Here is a 20,879-nt window from a genome sequence, read left to right on the forward strand (position 1 = left end):
TACCTTGATTATACCTGTAAAGCGGCCGTAAAAGAATATTTTTCGTAGTTTTGCCGGAGTTAAATTGATCCTTTAAACCTAAGTATAAACGATATGCAAGTTCGCGTAGAGAAAGACACGATGGGCCCGATCGAGGTGCCTGCCGACAAATACTGGGGCGCGCAGACACAGCGCTCAAAAGAAAACTTCACCATCGGTGGTCAGCAGATGCCGAAAGAGGTAATTGAAGCTTTCGCTATTCTGAAGAAGTCAGCGGCGCAGGCCAATGCCGAGCTGGGTGTTCTGGCGCAGGACAAAGCAGATATCATTTCGACGGTATGCGACGAGATTCTGGATGGCAAGTTAGACGACCAGTTCCCGCTGGTGGTATGGCAGACAGGCTCGGGCACACAGTCGAACATGAACGTGAACGAAGTGGTGGCCAACCGTGCACACGTAGTGCTTGGCGGCGATCTGATGGATGAAAAAAAGAAGATCCACCCGAACGATGACGTGAACAAGTCACAGTCGTCGAACGATACCTTCCCGACCGCCATGCACATTGCCGCTTACAAGAAAGTGGTAGAGCATACGCTGCCCATGGTGAAGAAACTGCACGACACGCTGAAGGCAAAGTCAGAGGAGTTTATGGATGTGGTGAAGATCGGCCGCACGCACCTGATGGACGCTACGCCACTGACACTGGGCCAGGAGCTATCTGGTTACGTGAAGCAGCTGGAGTACGGCATGAAGGCGCTGGAAAATACACTGGATCACCTGAAAGACCTGGCACTGGGCGGCTCTGCTGTAGGTACAGGCTTGAATACGCCGGCTGGTTATGCTGAGCTGGTTGCTGAGAAGATCTCCAAGTATGCTGGTCACGATTTCCGCACCGCTCCAAATAAGTTTGAAGCCCTTGCTGCACACGATGCTATGGTGGAAACATCTGGCGCCTTAAAGCAACTGGCTGTTTCGCTGATGAAGATCGCTAACGACATCCGCCTGTTGGCTTCTGGTCCGCGCTCAGGTATAGCTGAGATCCTGATCCCTGAGAACGAGCCAGGCTCTTCTATCATGCCAGGCAAAGTGAACCCAACGCAGGCTGAGGCCATGACGATGGTTTGCGCTCAGGTGATTGGTAACGACGTGGCCATTTCAGTGGGCGGCATGAACGGCCATTTCGAGCTGAACGTGTTTAAGCCGGTGATGATCTATAACCTACTGATGAGCGCCCAGCTGATCGGTGATGCTTGCGACTCATTTGACAAGCACTGTGCTGTAGGTATAGAGCCAAACAGAGAGCGCATCAAGCACAACCTGGAGAACTCCCTCATGTTGGTGACTGCTTTGAACCCGCACATCGGGTACGACAAAGCTGCAGCCATAGCCAAGAAAGCCCATAAAGAAGGTACTACCCTTCGTCAGGCAGCCATTGAGCTTGGTCACCTGACCAATGAGCAGTTCGATGAATGGGTGAAGCCAGAGGACATGATCGGCAGCTTGAAAAAGTAAGCCTCCCCAAACACGCAACATACGCACTAGCAAAAGGCAGCCTCCAAAGGGCTGCCTTTTTTTGTCCGCCCACAAATTCTATATCCGTGAACAAGCCAATCGCGATATTTCAAATACAGCACTAACACGGCAATCAGAGCCCTTTTCACAGTGTCATATCACAAAAAGATTAAATTTTTAGTGCAATTTCACAAACCGTTATAACAGAAGTCACGTATCCCAATTCATACGTTTCAAAATCAACAGATCGTCCTTTTCATAGCAAAAACAAACAATCAGCCGGCCGGGCTGGGTCACAAAAGGTTTGCCTTTCTGTTATATTAATTAAATCAATCACCCATATATAATACAATTTATATACATGAACTTATGATTGATGCATAGGTTGCATTCTCTTATTATTTCACCCTAGTATATTTCCCCTATGAAAACATTCAGTACAAACACCCTTGCTATCGCATTTGCCAGTATTTTCCTCTTTTCATGTGAGCGCAACAACGAGGTCGATCCAATAGAACCTATGGCTGTCAGCCAGGACGATAACCTGATTGGCTACGATCCGACAACTTGTAACCTGGTGCAGACTTTTGGTGAGGGAGCCTTGCCCCGCACAGCTGATGTAATAGAAGAAGACGGCGCAGTCATGATCGTAAAAGCTCAAAAGAGAGCTCAGAACGGTAAGTATTTGCCAGAAACTCAGGCTCTATTACTCGACGCACATGACCCAGCCACTGACCTCGTCAACAGAATGGATGCCAATATGCTAGACATGTCGGGCCTGTTAACAGTAGGTGATGGCTCTGGCAAGCAGGCGAATCGCAAAGGTGGCCGCCTTATATTGGATTTCTCGCCGGTGAGCACAGTTACCATGAAAACCATGGTCTTCACAGATATTGCCGCCGAAGATAAAGGTTCTAAAGTAGAACTTTACAGCAGCAACGGGCAACTGCTCGAAAGCCTGGAAATCCCGACCGGAGAAAAGAACTCAACAGTGATCGTGCCTTTCGGTAATATACCAGGCGTAGCGAAGGCAATCGTTACCTTTGGTGACGAGCGAAGCACGACAGGCTCAGGCGCTTTGGCCCGTCTGCAACTGTGCGTAGAAGGACAGGGACGCTATGATGATGCCCGCTATCAGGATGTGCACACCTTGTGGCTGGAGTATACGGGCAATCAGCCTGCTAATGTCACCGTTAAGTCGCAGCAAGACGATAACATGAACAGCGACAACGTGATTTTTGAGGCAAAGGGCATGAAGCAAGGCACCATATTCAAGATCGCTGCAGCAGATGCGATCTCGTTAGGCCAGACCCTTCAGATTGAAACGCAGCGTCGCGAAAAGCAGCTTATACCTGTCAATGCAGATCCTAATGCGTCCTTAAAGAAACAGTATGGCAGCTTCAGAGTAGTAGAGGCTCGCTGCAGTGATTATCCCCTGAAATTAGAAGAGTAAGATCGGAGTTAAATAGATAGAAAAGCAGCCCCTTAAAGGGCTGCTTTTTCGTTTTCTCAAACTTGGATCCGCTCTCAGGAACCTTACCAGCAGTTAAAATTTTGCTATTTTTATGTCCTTGCTCTAACAGTTAAGCTGCCGGAAAGAAATCCGGGATTATTTGCGTGCTCGACTGAACGCTGAAAAATAGCTGATGCCACTAACAATAATTAAGGTTCTCTGTGTGGAGTCACTATTAAGAGAAACGGTACATTCAGATCATTATACGTTTCCATAACTATATATTACCAGTTCAAAAGCAGAAGTTGAATGTCTCAAAAAAAGAAGTCCCATCCTAAAGAAAAATCTGGTTTACATCCGCGAAGCAGGCATCGGGAGCGGTATGATTTTCAAAAACTCATACAGAGTTGCCCGGAGCTGAAGTCCTTTGTTAAGCTGAACGAATACAACGACGAGTCTGTGGATTTCTTTGATCAGAAAGCAGTAAAAACATTGAATAAAGCACTGCTGGCGCATTTTTACGATGTAAAGCATTGGGATATTCCACAGCATTACCTGATCCCACCCATACCCGGGAGAGCAGACTATATACACTATGTAGCCGATCTGTTAGCAGACTCTAATCAAGGGAAAGTCCCAACTGGGAACAAGGTGACGTGTCTGGACATCGGCGTTGGGGCCAGTTGCATTTACCCGATCATCGGACATAAGGAATACGGCTGGCGTTTTGTCGGGGCAGATATAGATCCGGTTTCTATTGCATCGTCCAAGCAGATCGTGGAAGCCAATCTTGCGCTTCATGGCCATGTTGAACTACGTTTGCAACCAAACTCTGAAAATGTATTTAGTGGCATCATCAACAGAGATGAATTTTTTGACCTGACCATTTGCAATCCGCCATTTCATAGTTCATTGGCTGAAGCCCAGGCCGGCACTGCCCGAAAACTGAAAAACCTGCAACAAAAGAAGCCTGCAAAGCTAACTCTCAATTTTGGAGGCCAGAACACTGAACTTTGGTGCAAAGGAGGAGAAGCTAAATTTGTGGAGAACATGGTGCAGGAAAGCAAGCAATTCGCTACATCCTGCTTTTGGTTTACAACGCTTATATCCAAAGAGGCTAATCTCAAAACGGTTCAATACGCCTTAAATAAGGTTGGTGCACAGGATGTTAAAATCATAGACATGAGCCATGGAAACAAAATAAGCCGCCTCGTTGCCTGGACATTCCTAACAGAAGTACAGCAGCAGAAATGGGCGGCCCTGAAGTGGAATCAAAAGTAGTTTCGCTTTTGCTGTTCCCTTCCTGTTTTAAATTCCTATAACAATCAACAGGACATGATAGTATGTTTATAAAGGCTTATCAGCTCGACGGGAAAGCCTGACTGATAAAGCACATACCTTATAAACACAGCTATGGAAAAACTTAAAGACAAAGTGGCCCTCATTACGGGCTCCGACTCAGGTATAGGCCGGGCTACCGCCATTGAATATGCCAAACAGGGAGCAGATATCGTAGTGACTTACCACACTGACAAAGAAGGCGCCGAAGAGACGCTGAACGAAGTTAAAAAACACGGTCGCAAAGGAGTGGTGCTGCAAGTGGATATCAGCGATGAGCAGGCTGTGGAAAAGCTTTTCAAGCAGTCCCTGCAAGAGTTTACCTCCATCGATATACTTGTGAATAACGCAGCGGTAAACGGGTCTGGGATCAACGTAGCCGACATGGACACTGAAGTTTTCGACAGGACGATCAAGACTAATTTATACGGCACCTTTTTCTGCTGCCGTACTTTTATCAGGCACCGCAAACAGCAGGGAGGCAAGGGCAAAATCATCAACGTATCATCCGTGCATGAGGAGATCGTATCGGCGGGAACGGCAGACTACTGCGCCTCCAAAGCCGGTGTGCGCAACCTCACCCGTACATTGGCGCTGGAACTGGCGGAGGATGGCATCAATGTGAATAACATCTGCCCGGGCATGATACTAACGCCTATGAACCAGGAGGCGATGGACGACAAAGAAGCCCGTCAGGAAAGCGAGCAGAATATACCGATGAAGCGAGCAGGCAAGCCAGAGGAAATCGCGAAAGTAGCGTTATTTCTGGCCTCATCCGACGCTGACTATGTTACCGGCTCCAGCTACTTCATGGACGGTGGCCTGTCACAGCATGTAGGGCAGGGAGCATAGGTATACTGTAAACCTCAGTCATCCTGACATAGTAATGCCTTCAGGCTTGCTATTTGTATACCTTTGTATACACAACTTAATGACAAATAAGCTTATGAAAATCGCGAAAGATCCATCTGATTATAATCAACTCACACCGGACGAAGAACGCATCATTGTGCGCAAGGGCACTGAGTACCCTGGTACTGGCGAGTATAATAACTTTAAAGGGGAAGGGGTATACCTCTGCCGCCGCTGTAACGCACCGCTCTATACCTCTGAGTATAAATTTGAGTCCAACTGCGGCTGGCCGAGCTTTGATGATGAAATAACGGGAGCCGTCAAGCGTATACCTGATCCGGACGGACGCCGCACCGAGATTGTGTGCGCCAACTGCGGAGGCCACCTGGGTCACGTGTTTGAAGGAGAGTATCTGACTCCTAAAAACATCCGCCACTGCGTCAATTCCCTCTCTATGAAATTTGTACCGGTCGAAGACCTCGAAAAGTAAAACACAGGTATAGCCGGAAGCAAATGTTTAAGCATAGGCAACAGGTATCGACAGAGGACCGTGCGCATGAAACCGGCTCCTATGTTTGTGCCTGTTGCGGCAATGCGCTGTTCGAGGCCAGCAAGAAATTTGAGGTCGGATCAGGCTTCCCAAGCTTTTGGGCCCAGATTGGAGATCATGTTTCTCAGAAGGCCCTTAGCACTTATGAACGTGAGCGCACACAGCTACTGTGCAGCCAGTGCGGACAGCACCTGGGGCACCTTTTTGGAGATACACGCACCCCTTCCCAGCTACGCTATTGCATCAATCAAGCAGCCATCAGTTTTATAGAATAAACAGGTCGGGCTATCTCTTAACTTTATACCTGTTTCATCAGTATATCATAGCCGAAACTGAATATTCTCACCTCGATCTACTCCTTATATGAGTCGACCCTCATTTATAAAAAGCCGCTATAACAGCTTTCGTTTTGCTTTTAAAGGCCTGACAGCTGTATTCCGCTCCGAACCTAACATGCACCTTCACGTGCTGGCCAGTGTCATTGTGCTGGTTATGGCCTATCGCTTTGAAGTCACACGGGTAGAGTGGTGCCTGCTAATTTTGTGTATCGGCATTGTGTGGATGGCTGAGATCTTCAACACTTCTATCGAAACGCTCACTGACCTTGTGTCGCCGGAGCATAACATCTGGGCGGGCAAAACCAAAGACCTGGCGGCTGGTGGGGTCCTGATGGCTGCTATTACCTCTGTAGCGGTTGGCTTGTTCATCTTCATACCTTATTGGGTTGACTACGTAAATACTGAACTATAATAAGCCTATTAATCCATGTGCTATACCTGAATAGGGTGCCTTTTGAAAGCGACACCAGGTATAATGCCATCGCATGAATAGTGTTTAACCATAAATCCCTACCTTTGCGCACCATTTAAATAATGCATGCTATGCTGCTGTTAAAACCAATTGGACGGGCACTTGCCTTCTTTGTTTTAGTCGCTTCGGCAGGCTGCCAGACGGCACAACAGCCCGCAGTTACTGAAACTGAGCAGAAGCGGGACACGCCTACTGGCTGGCTGAGTGAGCTCATAAGGGAATTAGAGCAGGATAGCGTAGCCAATCCTCCAGCCAAGGTATACCGCTATACCTATAACGAGCAGGAAGTCTATTACCTGACCAGCCGCTGCTGCGACATACCTGCCAGGCTATATGACACTAATGGCAACCTGCTGTGTGAGCCTGAAGGCGGCATTACGGGTCAGGGCGATGGTCGATGTCCTGATTTTTTAGATGCAAGGACAAACGAGACCTTAATTTGGGAAGATAAAAGAGAATAGATTAAAGATGACTGGAAACGACGTATTAAAGAACCTTTCGGAATACAATATCTGGGCAAACCAGACAATGCTAGATGTATTCGACACGCTGCCAGAGTTGCCTGTTAACTCAGCACGCTTGTTTAGCCACGCCCTCAATGCGCAGGCCATTTGGATAGCTCGTATTACGGGCACCCAGAGCCCTGTGAAGGTATGGCAGGAGCATACGCTTGAGGAACTGCACAAGCTGCATCAGTATGCCTCTTATAAAATAGCTGAATTGGTAGCCAACTCAGATGAAGCGGAGTTTAATCGCCTGATTGATTATACTAATAGCCAGGGCCAAAAATACAGCACCCGTGTGCTCGATATCCTGACACACGCTTTTAATCATGCCACTTATCACCGTGCTCAGGTAGCCACAGATCTGCGCAAGTGCGGACACAACCCGCCTAACACCGATTACGTGACGTACGTGCGCGAGCTGATGGGGCAGGTGTTCTAATTGCCAAAGGACTATTTGCTAATCAATAGCAGGACTTTATACAAACAGAAAGGAGCTCTTCACAATGAAGAGCTCCTTTTTTGTTGAATGCCAAACGAAGCTGCTCGTCAAACAGGCTGTCGCTTTATATTATTTAGCAAGCAGATCCACTACGCCAAGGTCTCTGATCTGGTCGGCGGCTACAGTTACATTCTCACGTGTTTTGTTGTGCTCGTTGTTCTCGGTATAGAACTTCACCGTGTAAGTACCTGCCCGCACACCTCTAATCAGGAAGTTGCCATTATCATCAGCAAAACCACCAATCGTATCGTTCGCCGCAGAGATCACATAAATACCTGGCTTGGCCTCGGCAGGGGTAACCCGACCTGATATACCGCCAGCTACCGCCTGAGTAATCGTGCGAATAACTGGTTTCAAGTTGTACTGTCCGTTCCCTCTGGCTACAACCGACTTGGCTGCATCGAAATCCAGCAGTACCACATAGGTTACATCTTCTTTCAAGTCAGCATTCAGCTGCACTTTCAGACCAGAGGTTTGCCCACTTGGGGTCTTCAGATCCACTGTTGTGCCATTTTTAAGTTTTACAGAGTTGTTCTCACCTAGCACCAGTCTAATCTGGGATATAGTACCTGTCGGCAGATTAGCAGAAGCAAGCAGGGTGTCACGTCCATTGGCAAAGTCAAGCAGGTTGTATACCCCCGGATTGATCTCGTCCAGTGTCATCCAGCCACTTTCGCTATCAGTGTTTTCTTTATGAATCTGCACAGAGCGGATGTCCACGTTTACCTCTTCATAGTCGCCGGGCGCGTCTGTCATGCGCACTTCCATACGGGCTGTGCCATTGCTGTCGGAGTCGCTGTCGCAGGAACTGAACCATACCAGCCCACTCATTAGAAAAGGAATTAAGAATTTAGTTCTCATAGAAATTGGATTATGTTTAAACCATTTCGGCGCTAAATAGCAACCATTATACGAATAAACGGGATAAAGTTGCACAAAAGTATATAGCTATAAAAAAATATAGGCCGCTATGCTCAGCTTAGCGGCCTATAGAGAATTGTTAGACTTTACGCATTACTGCTGAACTTTAGCAGTATCGGGCTTAGCAGGCTGTGCGGCCGGTTTGGTTCTCGGCTTCAGGAAATCAGTAATTTTATCTGTTGCCTGTTTTTTGATTTGCTGCTCGGCCTCCAGTCGCTTTTTCTCCAATTCCTGACGGGCTTTGTCTTCAGCTTCCGTCTTTCTTCTTTCGAGCTCGTTACGCACGCTATCCTGCACCTGCTGTTTCTTCTGCTCCAGCTGCATTCTGGCATCATCAACCTTGCTCTTTACTACACTTTCCACCAGATCCTTAGCTTGACCCTTGGCGCTTCCGCCAGCCAAAGCAACACGAGGATCAGACAAAGTGCCTCCTATGTTCAGGTTTAGTGTAATGCGTTCTGATGTCTTCAAGGCTTCGTTTCCAATCAGACTGCCTAACCGGGAATTCAACTCACGGCCTATCTTGCCAGCCGGCACGTTGAGTGCAGTAACATAGTCAATATTGCCATTCACGTTATTAGAGCCGCCTACCGTCATATCTATATTACCTACTTTCAGGTCAAATGGACGAATCACCAGGCTACCGTCGATGATTTGTGCATCGATGCGCTTGTTCTCAACAACGAAGGTTCGCAACTCTTCAAAGTTTGTCAGCCTGCTGATCTGGTCCACGATTTTCACATCGCGCACTGCAGCTTTCACCACATCAATTACACCTGACCCATCCAAGGTCTTGAATACCGGCATCATATCCTGGCCAATCTCCCCTGCAAAATTAAACTTGGTCGAGAAGGTACCATCAAGAAGCCCCGCAATAGGAGCAATCACCTTAATCGTGTTGAATGAATTGAATGCCTCCTTAAAGCTTAGGTTCTGCACGTCCAGTTTCATGTCGAAAAGCGGCTGCTGCAGATTCTGGGTATTGTAGCTGCCGCTGGTTACGAAGGTACCGCCCAGTGTGTTGAACTTCACAGACTCCAATCGGGCAATCTTGTCTTTGATCAAAACGCGACCGCCTACATTGTTCAGCTTCAGGTTATCGTAAAGCACCTGCTTGGCATCCACATTTAGGGTGATATCCAAGTTAGCCGGCACTTCCACTACTCCTTCAGCTTCGTTAGTGGCGGCTGTAGTCTGGCCGGTATTTTCGTCTACCATCCACTCATTCACATTAAACATGTTGGAGCTCAGGTTGAAGTTACCGCGCAGTGACTGGTTTTCAGACAATGCATAACCCATATAGTTCGACACAGAACCGCTGGCTCTGAAGTCGCTTTTACCCAGGAAGCCATTCATGTTGTTGAGCTGGATGCGTTCGTTATTGAATACAGCGTCAGCCTTACTGATTTTGATACCTTGCGGCATATCCGTGCTCACAAAGTTCAGGTTGCTGATGCCCATCGTACCGTTTGCCGTTACGTTGTTATACCTTTCAGCTTCGATATCCGACATCTTGCCTTTGGCAGCCACGTTCGCATTGATGCGGCCTGTCACGGTCATACCTTCCTGCGGGAATATTTTGGTGAGTTTCTCCAGGTCCAATATACCTTTGATCTGACCGTCGAAAGCAGGATGTTCTATACCTTGCACCAGCATGCGGCCCTCCAATGGCTCTCCGTCCAAGGTCATGTTGAATCGCTCTATGTTAATGCGTGTATCATCGGTATTGCCTGTTTTGTTCAGGATGTTCACTACTGCATTTAGATTTTGGATAGGAGCGGGGAAGTCTGCTGATTTCACATAGCCGTTGGTCAGGCGCATATCAGCGTCTATCACCGGCATGCTCTTTTCGCTGTAAGTACCTTTCGCATCAGCGTCTACTTTCAGGAGGCCACGCAGCGTCATACCTTCTATAGGAAACACTTTGGTCATCTCGTCCAGATCGATGCTGGCTTTCACATTGCCGTCCACCTGCATTACTTCCATTCCTTTTATCAGCACGCGGGCATCCACTGGGTTTTTGCCCATGTCCATGTGGAACTTGCGCACATCCACTACCGTGTTTTCCATGTCGCCATCCGGATTGTCGATGCGCAGGTCTACGTTGATATTACGGGCGGCTTGTGGTAGGTCAGGGTACTTGAACATACCGTCCGCTACCTTCAGTTCGGTGCCAAAGCCCGGCATCTGAGTATCGTTAAAGCGCCCCTTCACATACCCGTCGAAGCTTAGGTTACCTTCTGTTTTGATGTCTTTGAAGTCCTCTTTGAACATACCTGGCACAACCGACAGCACACTTCGGAAATCCGTGTTCACAGCCTTAAAGGTCAGATCCAGGTCAATGTCGTCTTCCGGCATCAAAATGGTACCAGCAAACTGCACAGGCAGTTCGTTAATGCGGATATTATTGTCCTTGAAGGTATAGAGATACTTATCCAGGTCCATTTCCATTGTTACGTCTGCGTCCAGCACTGCATTCTCTATGTAGTTTACACCGTCATAAGTCATTACAAAGCGATCAGCCTGCGTCTGCGACTTCATATCAAATACACTCTTTTCGAAATCGCCGCTACCGGTATGGCGCACGTTGTAGGCCGCCAATCCAAAAGGGATGCTCAGATCGTCGTAATAAAGCGTGCCGTTATTAATATCCCAACGCTTGATCGCCATGCGGAAGTCGCTGGCTGCAGTATCAGCTTCGACTGCTGCAGTGGTGTCAGAGATAAAAATGTCCCAGTTTGCCTTACCGCTTCTGAGTACCAACAACCGGATAGTTGGGTCGTCCAGTTTGACATTGTTAATCTTAAGTTGGTTGCCGCTGATCACACTCATCAGATCCAGACCCATACGGAAAGAGGGAACCTTGGCCAGTGTGTCAGTTGCAAAAGAATCCTGTCCAACAACCAACAGGTTCTCTACACCCAATGACATATTCGGAAAATCCCTGAAAAGGGAAAGGCTTACGTCATCTGTCGCGTATATGACAGTCGCGTTGATATTCTTGGCAATCTCTTTGTCCAGGGCCTGTTTAATTTTATCTTTGAAGAGCAGAGGCACTAAAGCTGCCAGTGCTAACAGTACTGCTAAAAAGATAAAAAAACCAATAACTACTTTTTTCATATAGGTGGTTGCGTTTAGTAAAAGCTAAGCTATATAATTTTATAGCTAAAACCATGCAGAAATTACACTCGCTCTAAAACTATAACCGTTTTAGGGTCATATAAGGTATGCGTATAGCCCGGATAAAATATTATTTTTGTTTTGCCTTATACCTGCTGAGCAATAACTGTGCGGAGGCGCAGGACGCGCTCTTCACGCAGCAGTATGCCAACCGGCTATACCTGAATCCAGCCTTTAGCGGATTAGGGCGCGACTGGAGCGTAGCCGTCGCCCATCGCAATCAGTGGCCTTCCCTCAACGGATCTTTCATCACCAATCAAGTCTCTGCTGATTACCGCTTTGAAGGTACTAAAAGTGCAATTGGAATGGTAATGCAGCAAGACCGTGCCGGTATTGGCGGATTACAAAAATTGCAGGCTGCCCTGGCTTACGCTTATCACACACGCCTTACCGAAAATCTTGCATTCTCAGCAGGCCTTCAAACATCTATCGCCTCACTGCGTGTCAATTATGACAACCTGGTTTTTGGTGACCAACTAAGTGATTTCGGCCAGACTGCTCTTACGTCAGCCGAGGCCAACCAATTCGATCCTACGAACTATGTGAGCTTCGCGGTCGGCAGCGTCTTGTACAATAACAATTTCTGGGCCGGACTTAACGTGTCGCATCTCAACCAACCCTCTTACGGTTTTGATGAAACGACCAAACTGCCCTTGCGGTTTGTGGCAAATGCCGGCTATAAGTTTTATGTTAATACCGGTTTAAGACGTCATAGCGCTGAATTTAGCATTAGCCCAGCCCTTAATTTTACACGCCAGCAAGATTTTAATCGTGTTGACCTGGCCTTGTATACTATCTATTCGCCTTTGGCGTTAGGAGTAATATATAAAGGAGTACCTGTAACTGGCGCAGACCAGGATCAGAGCTTGGGAGTAATAGCGGGGATTAGCCTAAACAGGCTCCGTATCGGCTTCAGCCACGACGTGGGAGTGAAGGGTTTTGGCAGACAGGTGGGAGGGGCGAATGAAATTTCGCTCGTTTTTGAACAACTTAACCTAAATAATTTGTTCACAGGCCATCGATCGTCCAAAATAAACCATAACATTGTTTGTCCGGCATTCTGAATTTAGTTATAATTGCACGTTAAATTACATTAAAAGAACCTTATCATTAGTAGGTCCTAATCTATGAAGCTTATTAAGTATGTATCAGCTGTTGTTGTGGGAGGTGCACTTCTCGCATCATGTGGCAAAGGTGGCGGCTATCCAACTAGCACTGACCCAGGCGATTATAGCTCGGCCACGGGTATAGAATACAATGAGGACGAGACTGCGTTTCAGGTAAACGATTACGAAGACTTCCCTCAGGCCCCAGGTCTTGTATTTATTGAAGGTGGTCGTACCACCTTGGGCTCTATGGAGGAGGACATCGCCATGACCCGCGACAATATTGAGCGCACGGTAACAGTGGCTTCGTTCTACATGGACGAAACTGAAGTGGCTAACATCCACTGGCTGGAGTACCTGCACTACCTGAAGAGAGACTCTATACCTGAGGTATACGTAGCCGCCCTTCCGGATACAACGGTATGGTCACGTCAGCTTTCTTTCAACGACCCTTACGTAACGTATTACCTGCGTTACCCTGGTTTCCGTTTTTTCCCAGTGGTAGGTGTTAGCTGGCTACAGGCCAATGACTACTGCACCTGGCGTACGGCTAAGGTGAATGAGAACCTGGCCAAAGAAGCTAGTGGTGGCAGTCAAAGAAGAGGTTTATTTGGCAGAAGAGCTGCTCAGGAACCAACTGAAGCTACGGCTCTTTCAATCGAGTCTGGCTATGTGTTGCCGAACTACCGTCTCCCAACAGAGGCTGAGTGGGAATATGCTGCACAAGCGCTGATCGGTACACAGTACAACGAAGACGAAAATCAGCATAACAGAAGACTTTACCCTTGGGATGGCCACCAATTGCGTAACCCGCATGGCAAGAAAATGGGTCAGTTCCTGGCGAACTTCAAGCGTGGCCGTGGTGACTATGCCGGTGTGGCAGGTTCACTGAACGATGGTGCCATGATTACGGATTACATCTACGCTTACCCTCCAAATGACTTCGGTCTTTATAACATGGCTGGTAACGTGAACGAGTGGGTACAGGATGTTTACCGTCCGCTTTCATTCCAGGATGTAGAAGATTTGAACCCGTTCCGTAGAGACGGTTACCTGGACGAAGCTGAAAACTATGATACAGCTGAAGGTTTCCACTCCCTGATCAGCAACGAAGTTCGTGTATTTAAAGGTGGTTCATGGAAAGACGTAGCTTACTGGCTGTCTCCAGGTACCAGAAGATTCATGGCGCAGGATTCATCTACAGCAACAATCGGTTTCCGTTGCGCGATGATCAACGCAGGATCAAACAGATAAGAACTAACAGTTAATACTATATTTTAAAGGGCCCGGGATTTACCCGGGCTTTTTGCATTTATAACCAATCTGTCTTAAAGTTGTGCAGCCGCAATAGTTGCCACACTTATTTCATCACTGCCACTATCAAGTAGCGCATGCGCACAGGCTTCCAGGGTAGCGCCTGTTGTCAGCACATCATCCACCAGCAGTACACGCTTCCCGGTTACCTGATCGGTTTTCCTGACAACAAACACCTGTTCCACGTTTTGCCAACGATCAAGTCGGCTTTTCTTTGTCTGTGAGTCGGTATCGATAGCACGTTCCAGCACCTTGTTGCTCCAGGGAATTTGCATTGCCTCTGCCAGCCCCTTGGCAAAACCATCAGACTGATTGTAGCCTCGGCGCCGCAGTTTAAGACGGTGGAGCGGCACGGGTACTATCAGATCAAAATGTGCTGCATACCCATGATCAGACAGTACGGCTCCAAATCGTTTACCCAAATGTTCTCCGAGCTCTTCAGCCCCTTTGTACTTAAGCTTATGAAGGAGGCGCTGCACCCGCCCCTTTGGTCTGAAATGAAGATAGGCGAATGCAAACCTAACTGGCACTTTGCCCCAAAATCGCTGCTGCAGATAATTCAGTTCAGTCGCTCCGTGCAGGTGCAGGTCAGTATAAGGAAGTTTCACGTTACACTCTGTGCAGATATAGCGCTCTCCACGGGTCAACGGCTGGTCACATGCATGGCATACAGCAGGGAAAAGTAAGGACAGAAAATCCTGTAGCATAGCTGGGTGGGTGTGCTTAAGGTATTCTTGATATTTTGAATTAACTTTAACTCTTATACTTTTAATAGCATAAAACAGTCACAAGACACACAACAATGAGCCAGATAGAAGAATTCAACGAGTACCGTACGCGCATGAACGAGCGCATCATGTCATACGATAACAAGGTAATAAAGCGCTTTTTTAACCTGGACACCAATACCTATATGGAGGGAGCCCTCGATGTGAAAACCAAGGAAATGCTTGGCTTGGTAGCATCCATGGTGCTGCGTTGCGACGATTGCATTAAGTATCACCTGGGCAAATGCTTCGAGGAAGGCGTGTCGGACGAGCAGGTGTTTGAGGTGTTCTCAATCGCCAACTTAGTGGGAGGTTCCATTGTGATTCCACATTTCCGACGCGCAGTGGAATACTGGGAGGAACTTAAAGCACAGCAAAGCGCTTCCTAGATAGTGCATTAAAATACTGAATTGTAAAACTGTTGCCTCTGTTCATGAGGGTCATATTAGCATTAACAGTTTCAACAGTTCAGCTTACTTAATAATTAATTATATGTCCGACGAATCATCAAACCTGGATCACAGGTGGACCAACCTACGGGCTTCTATGATGAAGACTTTCGGGAAAAAGCCAGACTTGAATGCCATTCTCTTTTTAATAGGTATACAGGAACTGGGCAAAGGCATCTCAAACTTTACGAAAGAAGAAAAGCAGGATCTGATGCATATCGCCACCTGCAAAGTGTTCAGTCTGTCAGGTTTTTATGAACTGGAGCAGGTGGACGAGGAAGGTTGGCCCCATTACCGTTCTGTCAAGCCTATACCTTTCACAAATCTGAAAGACCAGGAGCGCATGCTGAAATGGCACATCCTGGAGTACTTTGACAGAGCCGACGATATTTAACTCTCATAATTTAATTTTTTACCTGTATGGGTAGCATGTAGCTTCTTCTATTGGAAGTGGAGGCATGCTACCTATGCATGGCTTTGAAACAGAAAGCATGAAAATTATCACCTATAACGTAAACGGCATCCGTGCCGCTATCTCAAAAGGTTTTCAGGATTGGGTGAAAGCTGCCAACCCTGATGTACTTTGTCTGCAGGAAATCAAAGCTTGTGAAGACAAGTTCGATCGTGCCATTTTTGAAGATATGGGTTACAATGTATACCTGCACCCAGCTGTTAAGAAGGGGTATAGCGGAGTAGCCATCCTTAGCAAATACAAGCCCAAGCATGTCGAGATTGGATGCGGCATGGAGTGCTACGACAATGAGGGGCGTGTGATCCGCGCAGACTTCGACGACTATTCGGTTATGAGCGTATACATGCCTTCGGGATCCAGTGGCGACGAGCGGCAGGGTTTCAAAATGCAGTGGCTCGATGATTTCTATGGTTACGTAAGAGACCTAAAACAGACATTGCCCGGTATGGTTATCAGTGGTGATTATAATATCTGTCACCAGGCGATTGACATTCACAACCCAAAATCAAATGCCAACAGTTCGGGTTTCCTGCCCGAAGAGCGCAATTGGATGACGAAGTTCATCGATAGTGGCTTTGTGGATAGCTTCCGCCATTTCAACAAGGAGCCGCATAACTATAGCTGGTGGAGCTACAGAGCAGGGGCACGTGCTAAGAATCTGGGTTGGCGAATCGACTATAATATGGTGACTGGGAACTTACAGGAGCGTATGCAGCGGGCGGCCATTCTTCCTGAGGCCAAACACTCTGACCACTGTCCTGTTTTATTGGATATTATATAGTAGCGGGCACTGTACGTATACTAAATCGTCCGTACAGATAGTTAAATAGTAAAGGCTTTAGGAGATTCTCTTAAATTTCTATATTTTAAGAACTTATACCTTTAAGGTTAATCATTAGCTATAAGAATGGGTAAGTAACGATTAAATAACTAGGCAGATGAATCAGCACGATGCGATGGACAAGCTGTTATACCAGCTTCAGGCCTTTAAGAAAAAGTTCTACCTCAACCTATTGTTGCGGGGGAGCATTTTCGCCATAGGCTTGCTAATGTCTATCTACATCATTTACAGCCTGTTAGAATACATTTTTTACTTTCCTGTCTATGTACGGGCCTTTCTGTTATTCTCTTTTGTAGGCCTCACCCTATACGCACTGGTCCGTTGGATCATTCTACCGCTTTCAGCCTTAACAAATCTACGCAAGCTTCTCTCTGATGAACAGGCAGCTGCCCGGGTAGGGGATCACTATCCTGAGATAAAGGATAAACTCCTGAATGCCATTCAGTTGAAAGACCTTGATCGTACAAATGAACTTATTGCCGCCAGTATAGCCCAACGCTCTTCTCAACTTGTCAATTATCCTTTTGAGGAAGCAGTTACTTACCGCGAGAACAAGCCCCTCCTGAAGTACATTGCGCTTCCAGCTGCTATTATGTTATTGGTGGCCGTGCTTTACCCTACCATATTTGTACAGGGTACGGAGCGTATCCTCAATTATAAGAAACACTATACTCCATTGGCCCCATTCCAGTTTGTTGTGGAGAATGAATCTTTACAGACATATAGAGGGGAAGACTTCGAACTGAAGGTACAGCTCGAAGGCAAGACTATACCTAGTGAGGTATACATCCACTACAATGGCAGACGCCAGCGATTGCAAAAGAGCACCGATGGCTATACCTATACCTTTAAGCAACTGCAGCGACCGGTAGAGTTTCAGCTGGAAGGCTCCGGTTATATGTCCGATGACTATAACCTGCAACTTCTCTCCAGACCTAACCTGAAGAACTTCCACATGGAAGTGGCTTACCCCGCTTACCTGAAGCGGAAGCCTGAGCTAATCCAAAACACAGGGAACGCCACTATACCTGCCGGCAGCACCATCACCTGGAATTTTGATGCTACTGAAACGGAGCGTATCGAACTCAACTTTGAAAACCCCGAAGAGACTCTTGTAGCTGAACCTAAATCCGATTTATTCATTGCCAGCAAGCAGTTTACCGAAAGCCAGAGCTATGGAGTAAACTTACGGAATGCCCATAGTACCAACAAGGAAGAGATCAATTACCAGATCACCACTATACCTGACCGTCACCCGCAGATCTCATTAGAGCAGTACCACGATTCTGCTTTATACCGCTTTGTAGTACTAGCCGGTGAAATATCAGACGACCATGGTTTGACTCGATTAGTACTGAACTACAAGGTAACTAATGATAAAAATCCGCAGGCCAGGTATAAAAGCTTACCAATTGGGCTGAACCGACAACAACTCAGCCAGACTTATTACCACCAATGGAATACCGCTAGTCTGCAGCTTAATCCAGGTGATAAATTAGAATACTTTGTACAGGTATGGGACAATGACGGACTGAACGGGCCAAAGAGTGCGCGTACGCGTGCATTTGAACTTCGGGTGCCTAGCCGCCGTGACTTGGAGCAGGAACTAAACAATAATGCCCAGTCGGTAGAGAGTCAGCTGAGTAAATCTCTGGAAAGAAGCACAAAACTGAAAGAAGAATTAGCCCGATCCGAAGAAAAGATGAAAACCAAGCGCGACCTGAACTGGCAGGACAAAAAGCAGCTGGAAGATCTGGCAGAGAAACGCAAACAGCTCGAGCAGGACATCTCTTCTATGAAAGAACTGTTTGATGAGCTTAACAAAAAGCAGAACATGCTTTCAGAACAGGATAAGCAGCTAGCTGAGAAAGCACAGGAGTTGAAAAAACTGATGGACAGTCTGCTGGACGAAGAGACCAAGAAACTGTATGAAGAGCTGGAAAAGCTGTTGCAGGAACAAAACCCGAAAGACTCAGAACTACAAAAACTCTTAAGCAAGCTAGATAACCGTGAACGTAACCTGGAGCGAGAACTTGAAAGGGCATTAGAGTTATTCAAGCAGCTTCAATTTGAGCAAAAGCTTGACAATATTACCAATAAGCTGGAGGAGATGGCCAAAGATCAGGAAGAACTGGCTGATAAGACTGCACAAAAGCAGGAGGACAACAAACAGCTGAAACAGGAACAGGAGAGTATACAAAAAGACTTTGAGCAGCTCAAGCAGGACATGAAAGACCTGAAAGAGCTCAACGACAAACTTCAGAACCCAAACCAGATGGACGAGCAGCAGATGCAGCAGGAACAGCAGCAGATAGAGCAGGACATGGAACAAGGGAAGCAGCAGCTTGATAAGAACCAGAACAAAAAAGCCAGCGAATCGCAGCAAAAGGCAGGGGAGAAGATGAAGCAAATGGCTCAACAAATGGAGCAGATGCAGAACAGCATGAGCATGGATGGCATGCAACAGAACCTTGACAACCTCCGCGATATTCTGGAGAACCTGATTAAGCTGTCTTTCGATCAGGAAGGGCTGATGAAATCATTCCGGGGCGTTAACCAAAGTGATCCGCGTTTTATATCCCTGTCCCAGCAGCAGCTATCGTTACGTGACAACGCTAAAGTCATTGAAGATAGTTTGTTTGCGCTTGCCAAGAAGGTATTCCAACTTGAGTCGTTTGTAACACGTGAAGTGACTCAAATGAACCAGAGTATGGACAACAGCATGAAGGAGCTCCGTGACCGTAACGTAGGTCGGGCTACCGCCCAGCAGCAATTGGCTATGACTTCCATGAATAACCTGGCCTTGATGCTGAACGATGCGTTGAAGCAAATGCAGCAGGCAATGCAGCAAATGCAAGGCAGTATGTCCAGCAAACAGAAAGGAAGTAAGCCTCAACCCGGTGATTTTGGTCAGATGCAGGACGCTTTGAACAAAAAAATCGAAGAATTAAAAAAAGGTGGCAAGTCAGGTAAGGCACTGTCTGAAGAATTAGCTAAATTAGCTGCGGAGCAAGAGGCTTTGCGTAACGCCCTGAAGGAAATGGAAAAGCAGGGACAGAAACCTGGTGAAAAGGGCGGAAACGGTGAGTTAGGAAATATCAGTAAGATGATGGAACAAAGCGAGACTGATCTCGTTAATAAACGTTTGACTGAGCAGACCATCATGCGGCAGCGCGAAATATTGACTCGTTTGCTGGAAGCAGAGAAGTCTATGAAAGAGCGGGAGCTGGACAACAAACGGGAAGCCAAGAGCGCTCAGGATGTTGCCCGTAGAGTTCCGCCGTCATTTGAGAAGTATTTAAGAACAAAAGAAAAACAAACGGAATTGCTTCAAACCGTATCACCGGCCCTTACGCCGTACTACAAACAGAAGGTTAGCGAGTATTTCCAAAATATGAGTAACTAATACGCACCTTATAGCATCACTAACAAGTAATATGAATCAGGTTAAAATTCAGATTCCTTCCTTAATCGAGAACATCCGAGTTATAGAAAGCTTCATAGACAATTCAAAGGAAGAATTCGAGTTTGAAGACGATGTGTATGGCAACATTATGGTAGCCGTTACAGAGTCTGTGAACAATGCCATTCGGCATGGTAATAAATTCGACAAGGAAAAACTAGTATACCTTACGCTTCAGGTAGAGAATAATCAGCTTCTTTTTGAAATTGAAGATGAAGGACCTGGCTTCGATTTCGATACCTTGCCTGACCCTACTGCTCCCGAGAATTTGGAGAATCCCGGCGGTCGTGGTATCTTTTTGATGCGTAACCTTTGTGACGAGGTAAACTTCCTGGACAATGGTAAAAAGGTGCAGTTAATATTTAACATCACACAATTACAGAATGGATCAACCAATTGAGTTCTTCAGCGAGGAGATTGATTTCTCGCTGGAAAACCCAGAACAGATTTCCAACTGGATTGCAGACATTATTGAGGAGCATGATCATGAACTTGTAAGCTTAACTTACGTTTTCTGCTCTGACGATTACTTGCACCAGATCAATCTTGAGTATCTCGATCACGACACGCTCACAGATATCATCACCTTCGACAATGCCGACATAGAGGGCACTATCGAAGGTGATATTTTTATAAGCATAGATCGCGTGCGTGACAATAGTGTTACCCACGGTACCTCTTTCAACGACGAGCTTCACCGCGTCCTTATACATGGTGTACTTCACTTGCTTGGTTTTAAAGATAAAACCCCTGAGCAGGAAGCAGCTATGCGCAAACTCGAAGATTCTTCCTTATCTTTGCGGAAATTTTAATCGCAAATAAGGGAATTACCGACCTCCCTTTGATGTTTCACGTGAAACATCTCTA

20 protein-coding genes are annotated in these 20,879 nt (G+C 46.8%); 17 read left to right on the plus strand and 3 right to left on the minus strand.

What is annotated here, in order from left to right; genetic code table 11:
* Positions 1-93: 93 nt before the first annotated feature.
* The 9 genes from fumC (at position 94) to AC5FX6_RS19115 (ending at position 7,439) form a co-directional block, all read left to right on the plus strand.
* A complete protein-coding gene (gene fumC, locus AC5FX6_RS19075) occupies positions 94-1,491 on the plus strand; it encodes a class II fumarate hydratase (RefSeq protein WP_493598555.1) in 1,398 nt (465 codons plus the stop codon).
* A gap of 424 nt (positions 1,492-1,915) precedes the next feature.
* The gene (locus AC5FX6_RS19080; RefSeq protein WP_493598556.1) at positions 1,916-2,944 is read left to right on the plus strand and encodes a hypothetical protein; all 1,029 of its coding nucleotides are present in this window, start codon (positions 1,916-1,918) and stop codon (positions 2,942-2,944) included.
* A gap of 309 nt (positions 2,945-3,253) precedes the next feature.
* A complete protein-coding gene (rlmF, locus tag AC5FX6_RS19085) occupies positions 3,254-4,225 on the plus strand; it encodes a 23S rRNA (adenine(1618)-N(6))-methyltransferase RlmF (RefSeq protein ID WP_493598557.1) in 972 nt (323 codons plus the stop codon).
* A 132-nt stretch (positions 4,226-4,357) separates the two neighbouring features.
* Positions 4,358-5,134: an SDR family NAD(P)-dependent oxidoreductase gene (locus tag AC5FX6_RS19090; protein WP_493598558.1), complete on the plus strand. Its 777-nt coding sequence runs from the start codon at positions 4,358-4,360 to the stop codon at positions 5,132-5,134.
* Between the two features lie 94 nt (positions 5,135-5,228).
* Positions 5,229-5,624, plus strand: coding sequence for a methionine-R-sulfoxide reductase (locus AC5FX6_RS19095; RefSeq protein ID WP_493598559.1), 396 nt, complete (start codon positions 5,229-5,231; stop codon positions 5,622-5,624).
* A gap of 23 nt (positions 5,625-5,647) precedes the next feature.
* Complete coding sequence (locus AC5FX6_RS19100) at positions 5,648-5,959, plus strand: peptide-methionine (R)-S-oxide reductase (protein WP_493598560.1); 312 nt, start codon at positions 5,648-5,650, stop codon at positions 5,957-5,959.
* An 88-nt stretch (positions 5,960-6,047) separates the two neighbouring features.
* Positions 6,048-6,434: a diacylglycerol kinase family protein gene (locus tag AC5FX6_RS19105; protein WP_493598561.1), complete on the plus strand. Its 387-nt coding sequence runs from the start codon at positions 6,048-6,050 to the stop codon at positions 6,432-6,434.
* A gap of 131 nt (positions 6,435-6,565) precedes the next feature.
* On the plus strand, positions 6,566-6,955 hold the full coding sequence (locus AC5FX6_RS19110) for a DUF6970 domain-containing protein (RefSeq protein WP_493598562.1): 390 nt from the start codon (positions 6,566-6,568) through the stop codon (positions 6,953-6,955).
* 7 nt (positions 6,956-6,962) lie between these two features.
* Positions 6,963-7,439 (plus strand): DinB family protein, encoded by a 477-nt coding sequence (locus AC5FX6_RS19115; RefSeq protein ID WP_493598563.1) that lies wholly within the window; start codon positions 6,963-6,965, stop codon positions 7,437-7,439.
* Between the two features lie 129 nt (positions 7,440-7,568).
* Here the strand turns inward: AC5FX6_RS19115 and AC5FX6_RS19120 are convergent, their stop codons facing one another.
* The gene (locus AC5FX6_RS19120) at positions 7,569-8,360 is read right to left on the minus strand and encodes a DUF4382 domain-containing protein (protein ID WP_493598564.1); all 792 of its coding nucleotides are present in this window, start codon (positions 8,358-8,360) and stop codon (positions 7,569-7,571) included.
* A gap of 153 nt (positions 8,361-8,513) precedes the next feature.
* Positions 8,514-11,540 (minus strand): AsmA family protein, encoded by a 3,027-nt coding sequence (locus tag AC5FX6_RS19125; protein WP_493598565.1) that lies wholly within the window; start codon positions 11,538-11,540, stop codon positions 8,514-8,516.
* 107 nt (positions 11,541-11,647) lie between these two features.
* Between AC5FX6_RS19125 and AC5FX6_RS19130 the strand changes: the two genes are divergently transcribed.
* Positions 11,648-12,664: a PorP/SprF family type IX secretion system membrane protein gene (locus AC5FX6_RS19130; protein ID WP_493598566.1), complete on the plus strand. Its 1,017-nt coding sequence runs from the start codon at positions 11,648-11,650 to the stop codon at positions 12,662-12,664.
* Between the two features lie 63 nt (positions 12,665-12,727).
* Positions 12,728-13,960, plus strand: coding sequence for a gliding motility lipoprotein GldJ (gene gldJ / locus AC5FX6_RS19135; RefSeq protein ID WP_493598567.1), 1,233 nt, complete (start codon positions 12,728-12,730; stop codon positions 13,958-13,960).
* A 74-nt stretch (positions 13,961-14,034) separates the two neighbouring features.
* On the opposite strand, the gene AC5FX6_RS19140 is transcribed toward gldJ, so the two are convergent.
* On the minus strand, positions 14,035-14,727 hold the full coding sequence (locus AC5FX6_RS19140; RefSeq protein WP_493598568.1) for a ComF family protein: 693 nt from the start codon (positions 14,725-14,727) through the stop codon (positions 14,035-14,037).
* Positions 14,728-14,822: 95 nt separating this feature from the next.
* On the opposite strand from AC5FX6_RS19140, the gene AC5FX6_RS19145 reads away from it, so the two are divergent.
* From AC5FX6_RS19145 to ybeY, 6 genes are all read left to right on the plus strand, one after another.
* Positions 14,823-15,176: a carboxymuconolactone decarboxylase family protein gene (locus AC5FX6_RS19145; RefSeq protein WP_007656658.1), complete on the plus strand. Its 354-nt coding sequence runs from the start codon at positions 14,823-14,825 to the stop codon at positions 15,174-15,176.
* Between the two features lie 103 nt (positions 15,177-15,279).
* Positions 15,280-15,630 carry a hypothetical protein gene (locus AC5FX6_RS19150; RefSeq protein WP_493598569.1) on the plus strand — a complete coding sequence of 117 codons (351 nt, stop codon included), beginning with the start codon at positions 15,280-15,282 and terminating at the stop codon, positions 15,628-15,630.
* 97 nt (positions 15,631-15,727) lie between these two features.
* Complete coding sequence (locus AC5FX6_RS19155; RefSeq protein WP_493598570.1) at positions 15,728-16,489, plus strand: exodeoxyribonuclease III; 762 nt, start codon at positions 15,728-15,730, stop codon at positions 16,487-16,489.
* Positions 16,490-16,646: 157 nt separating this feature from the next.
* Entirely contained in the window at positions 16,647-19,955 is a 3,309-nt protein-coding gene (locus AC5FX6_RS19160; protein ID WP_493598571.1) for a DUF4175 family protein, read from the plus strand.
* 31 nt (positions 19,956-19,986) lie between these two features.
* Positions 19,987-20,412: an ATP-binding protein gene (locus AC5FX6_RS19165; RefSeq protein WP_493598572.1), complete on the plus strand. Its 426-nt coding sequence runs from the start codon at positions 19,987-19,989 to the stop codon at positions 20,410-20,412.
* A complete protein-coding gene (gene ybeY, locus AC5FX6_RS19170; protein ID WP_493598573.1) occupies positions 20,396-20,824 on the plus strand; it encodes an rRNA maturation RNase YbeY in 429 nt (142 codons plus the stop codon). The genes AC5FX6_RS19165 and ybeY overlap by 17 nt, the downstream gene beginning before the upstream one ends.
* Positions 20,825-20,879: the final 55 nt, after the last annotated feature.

The organism is Pontibacter sp. LHS2, from assembly GCF_058932845.1.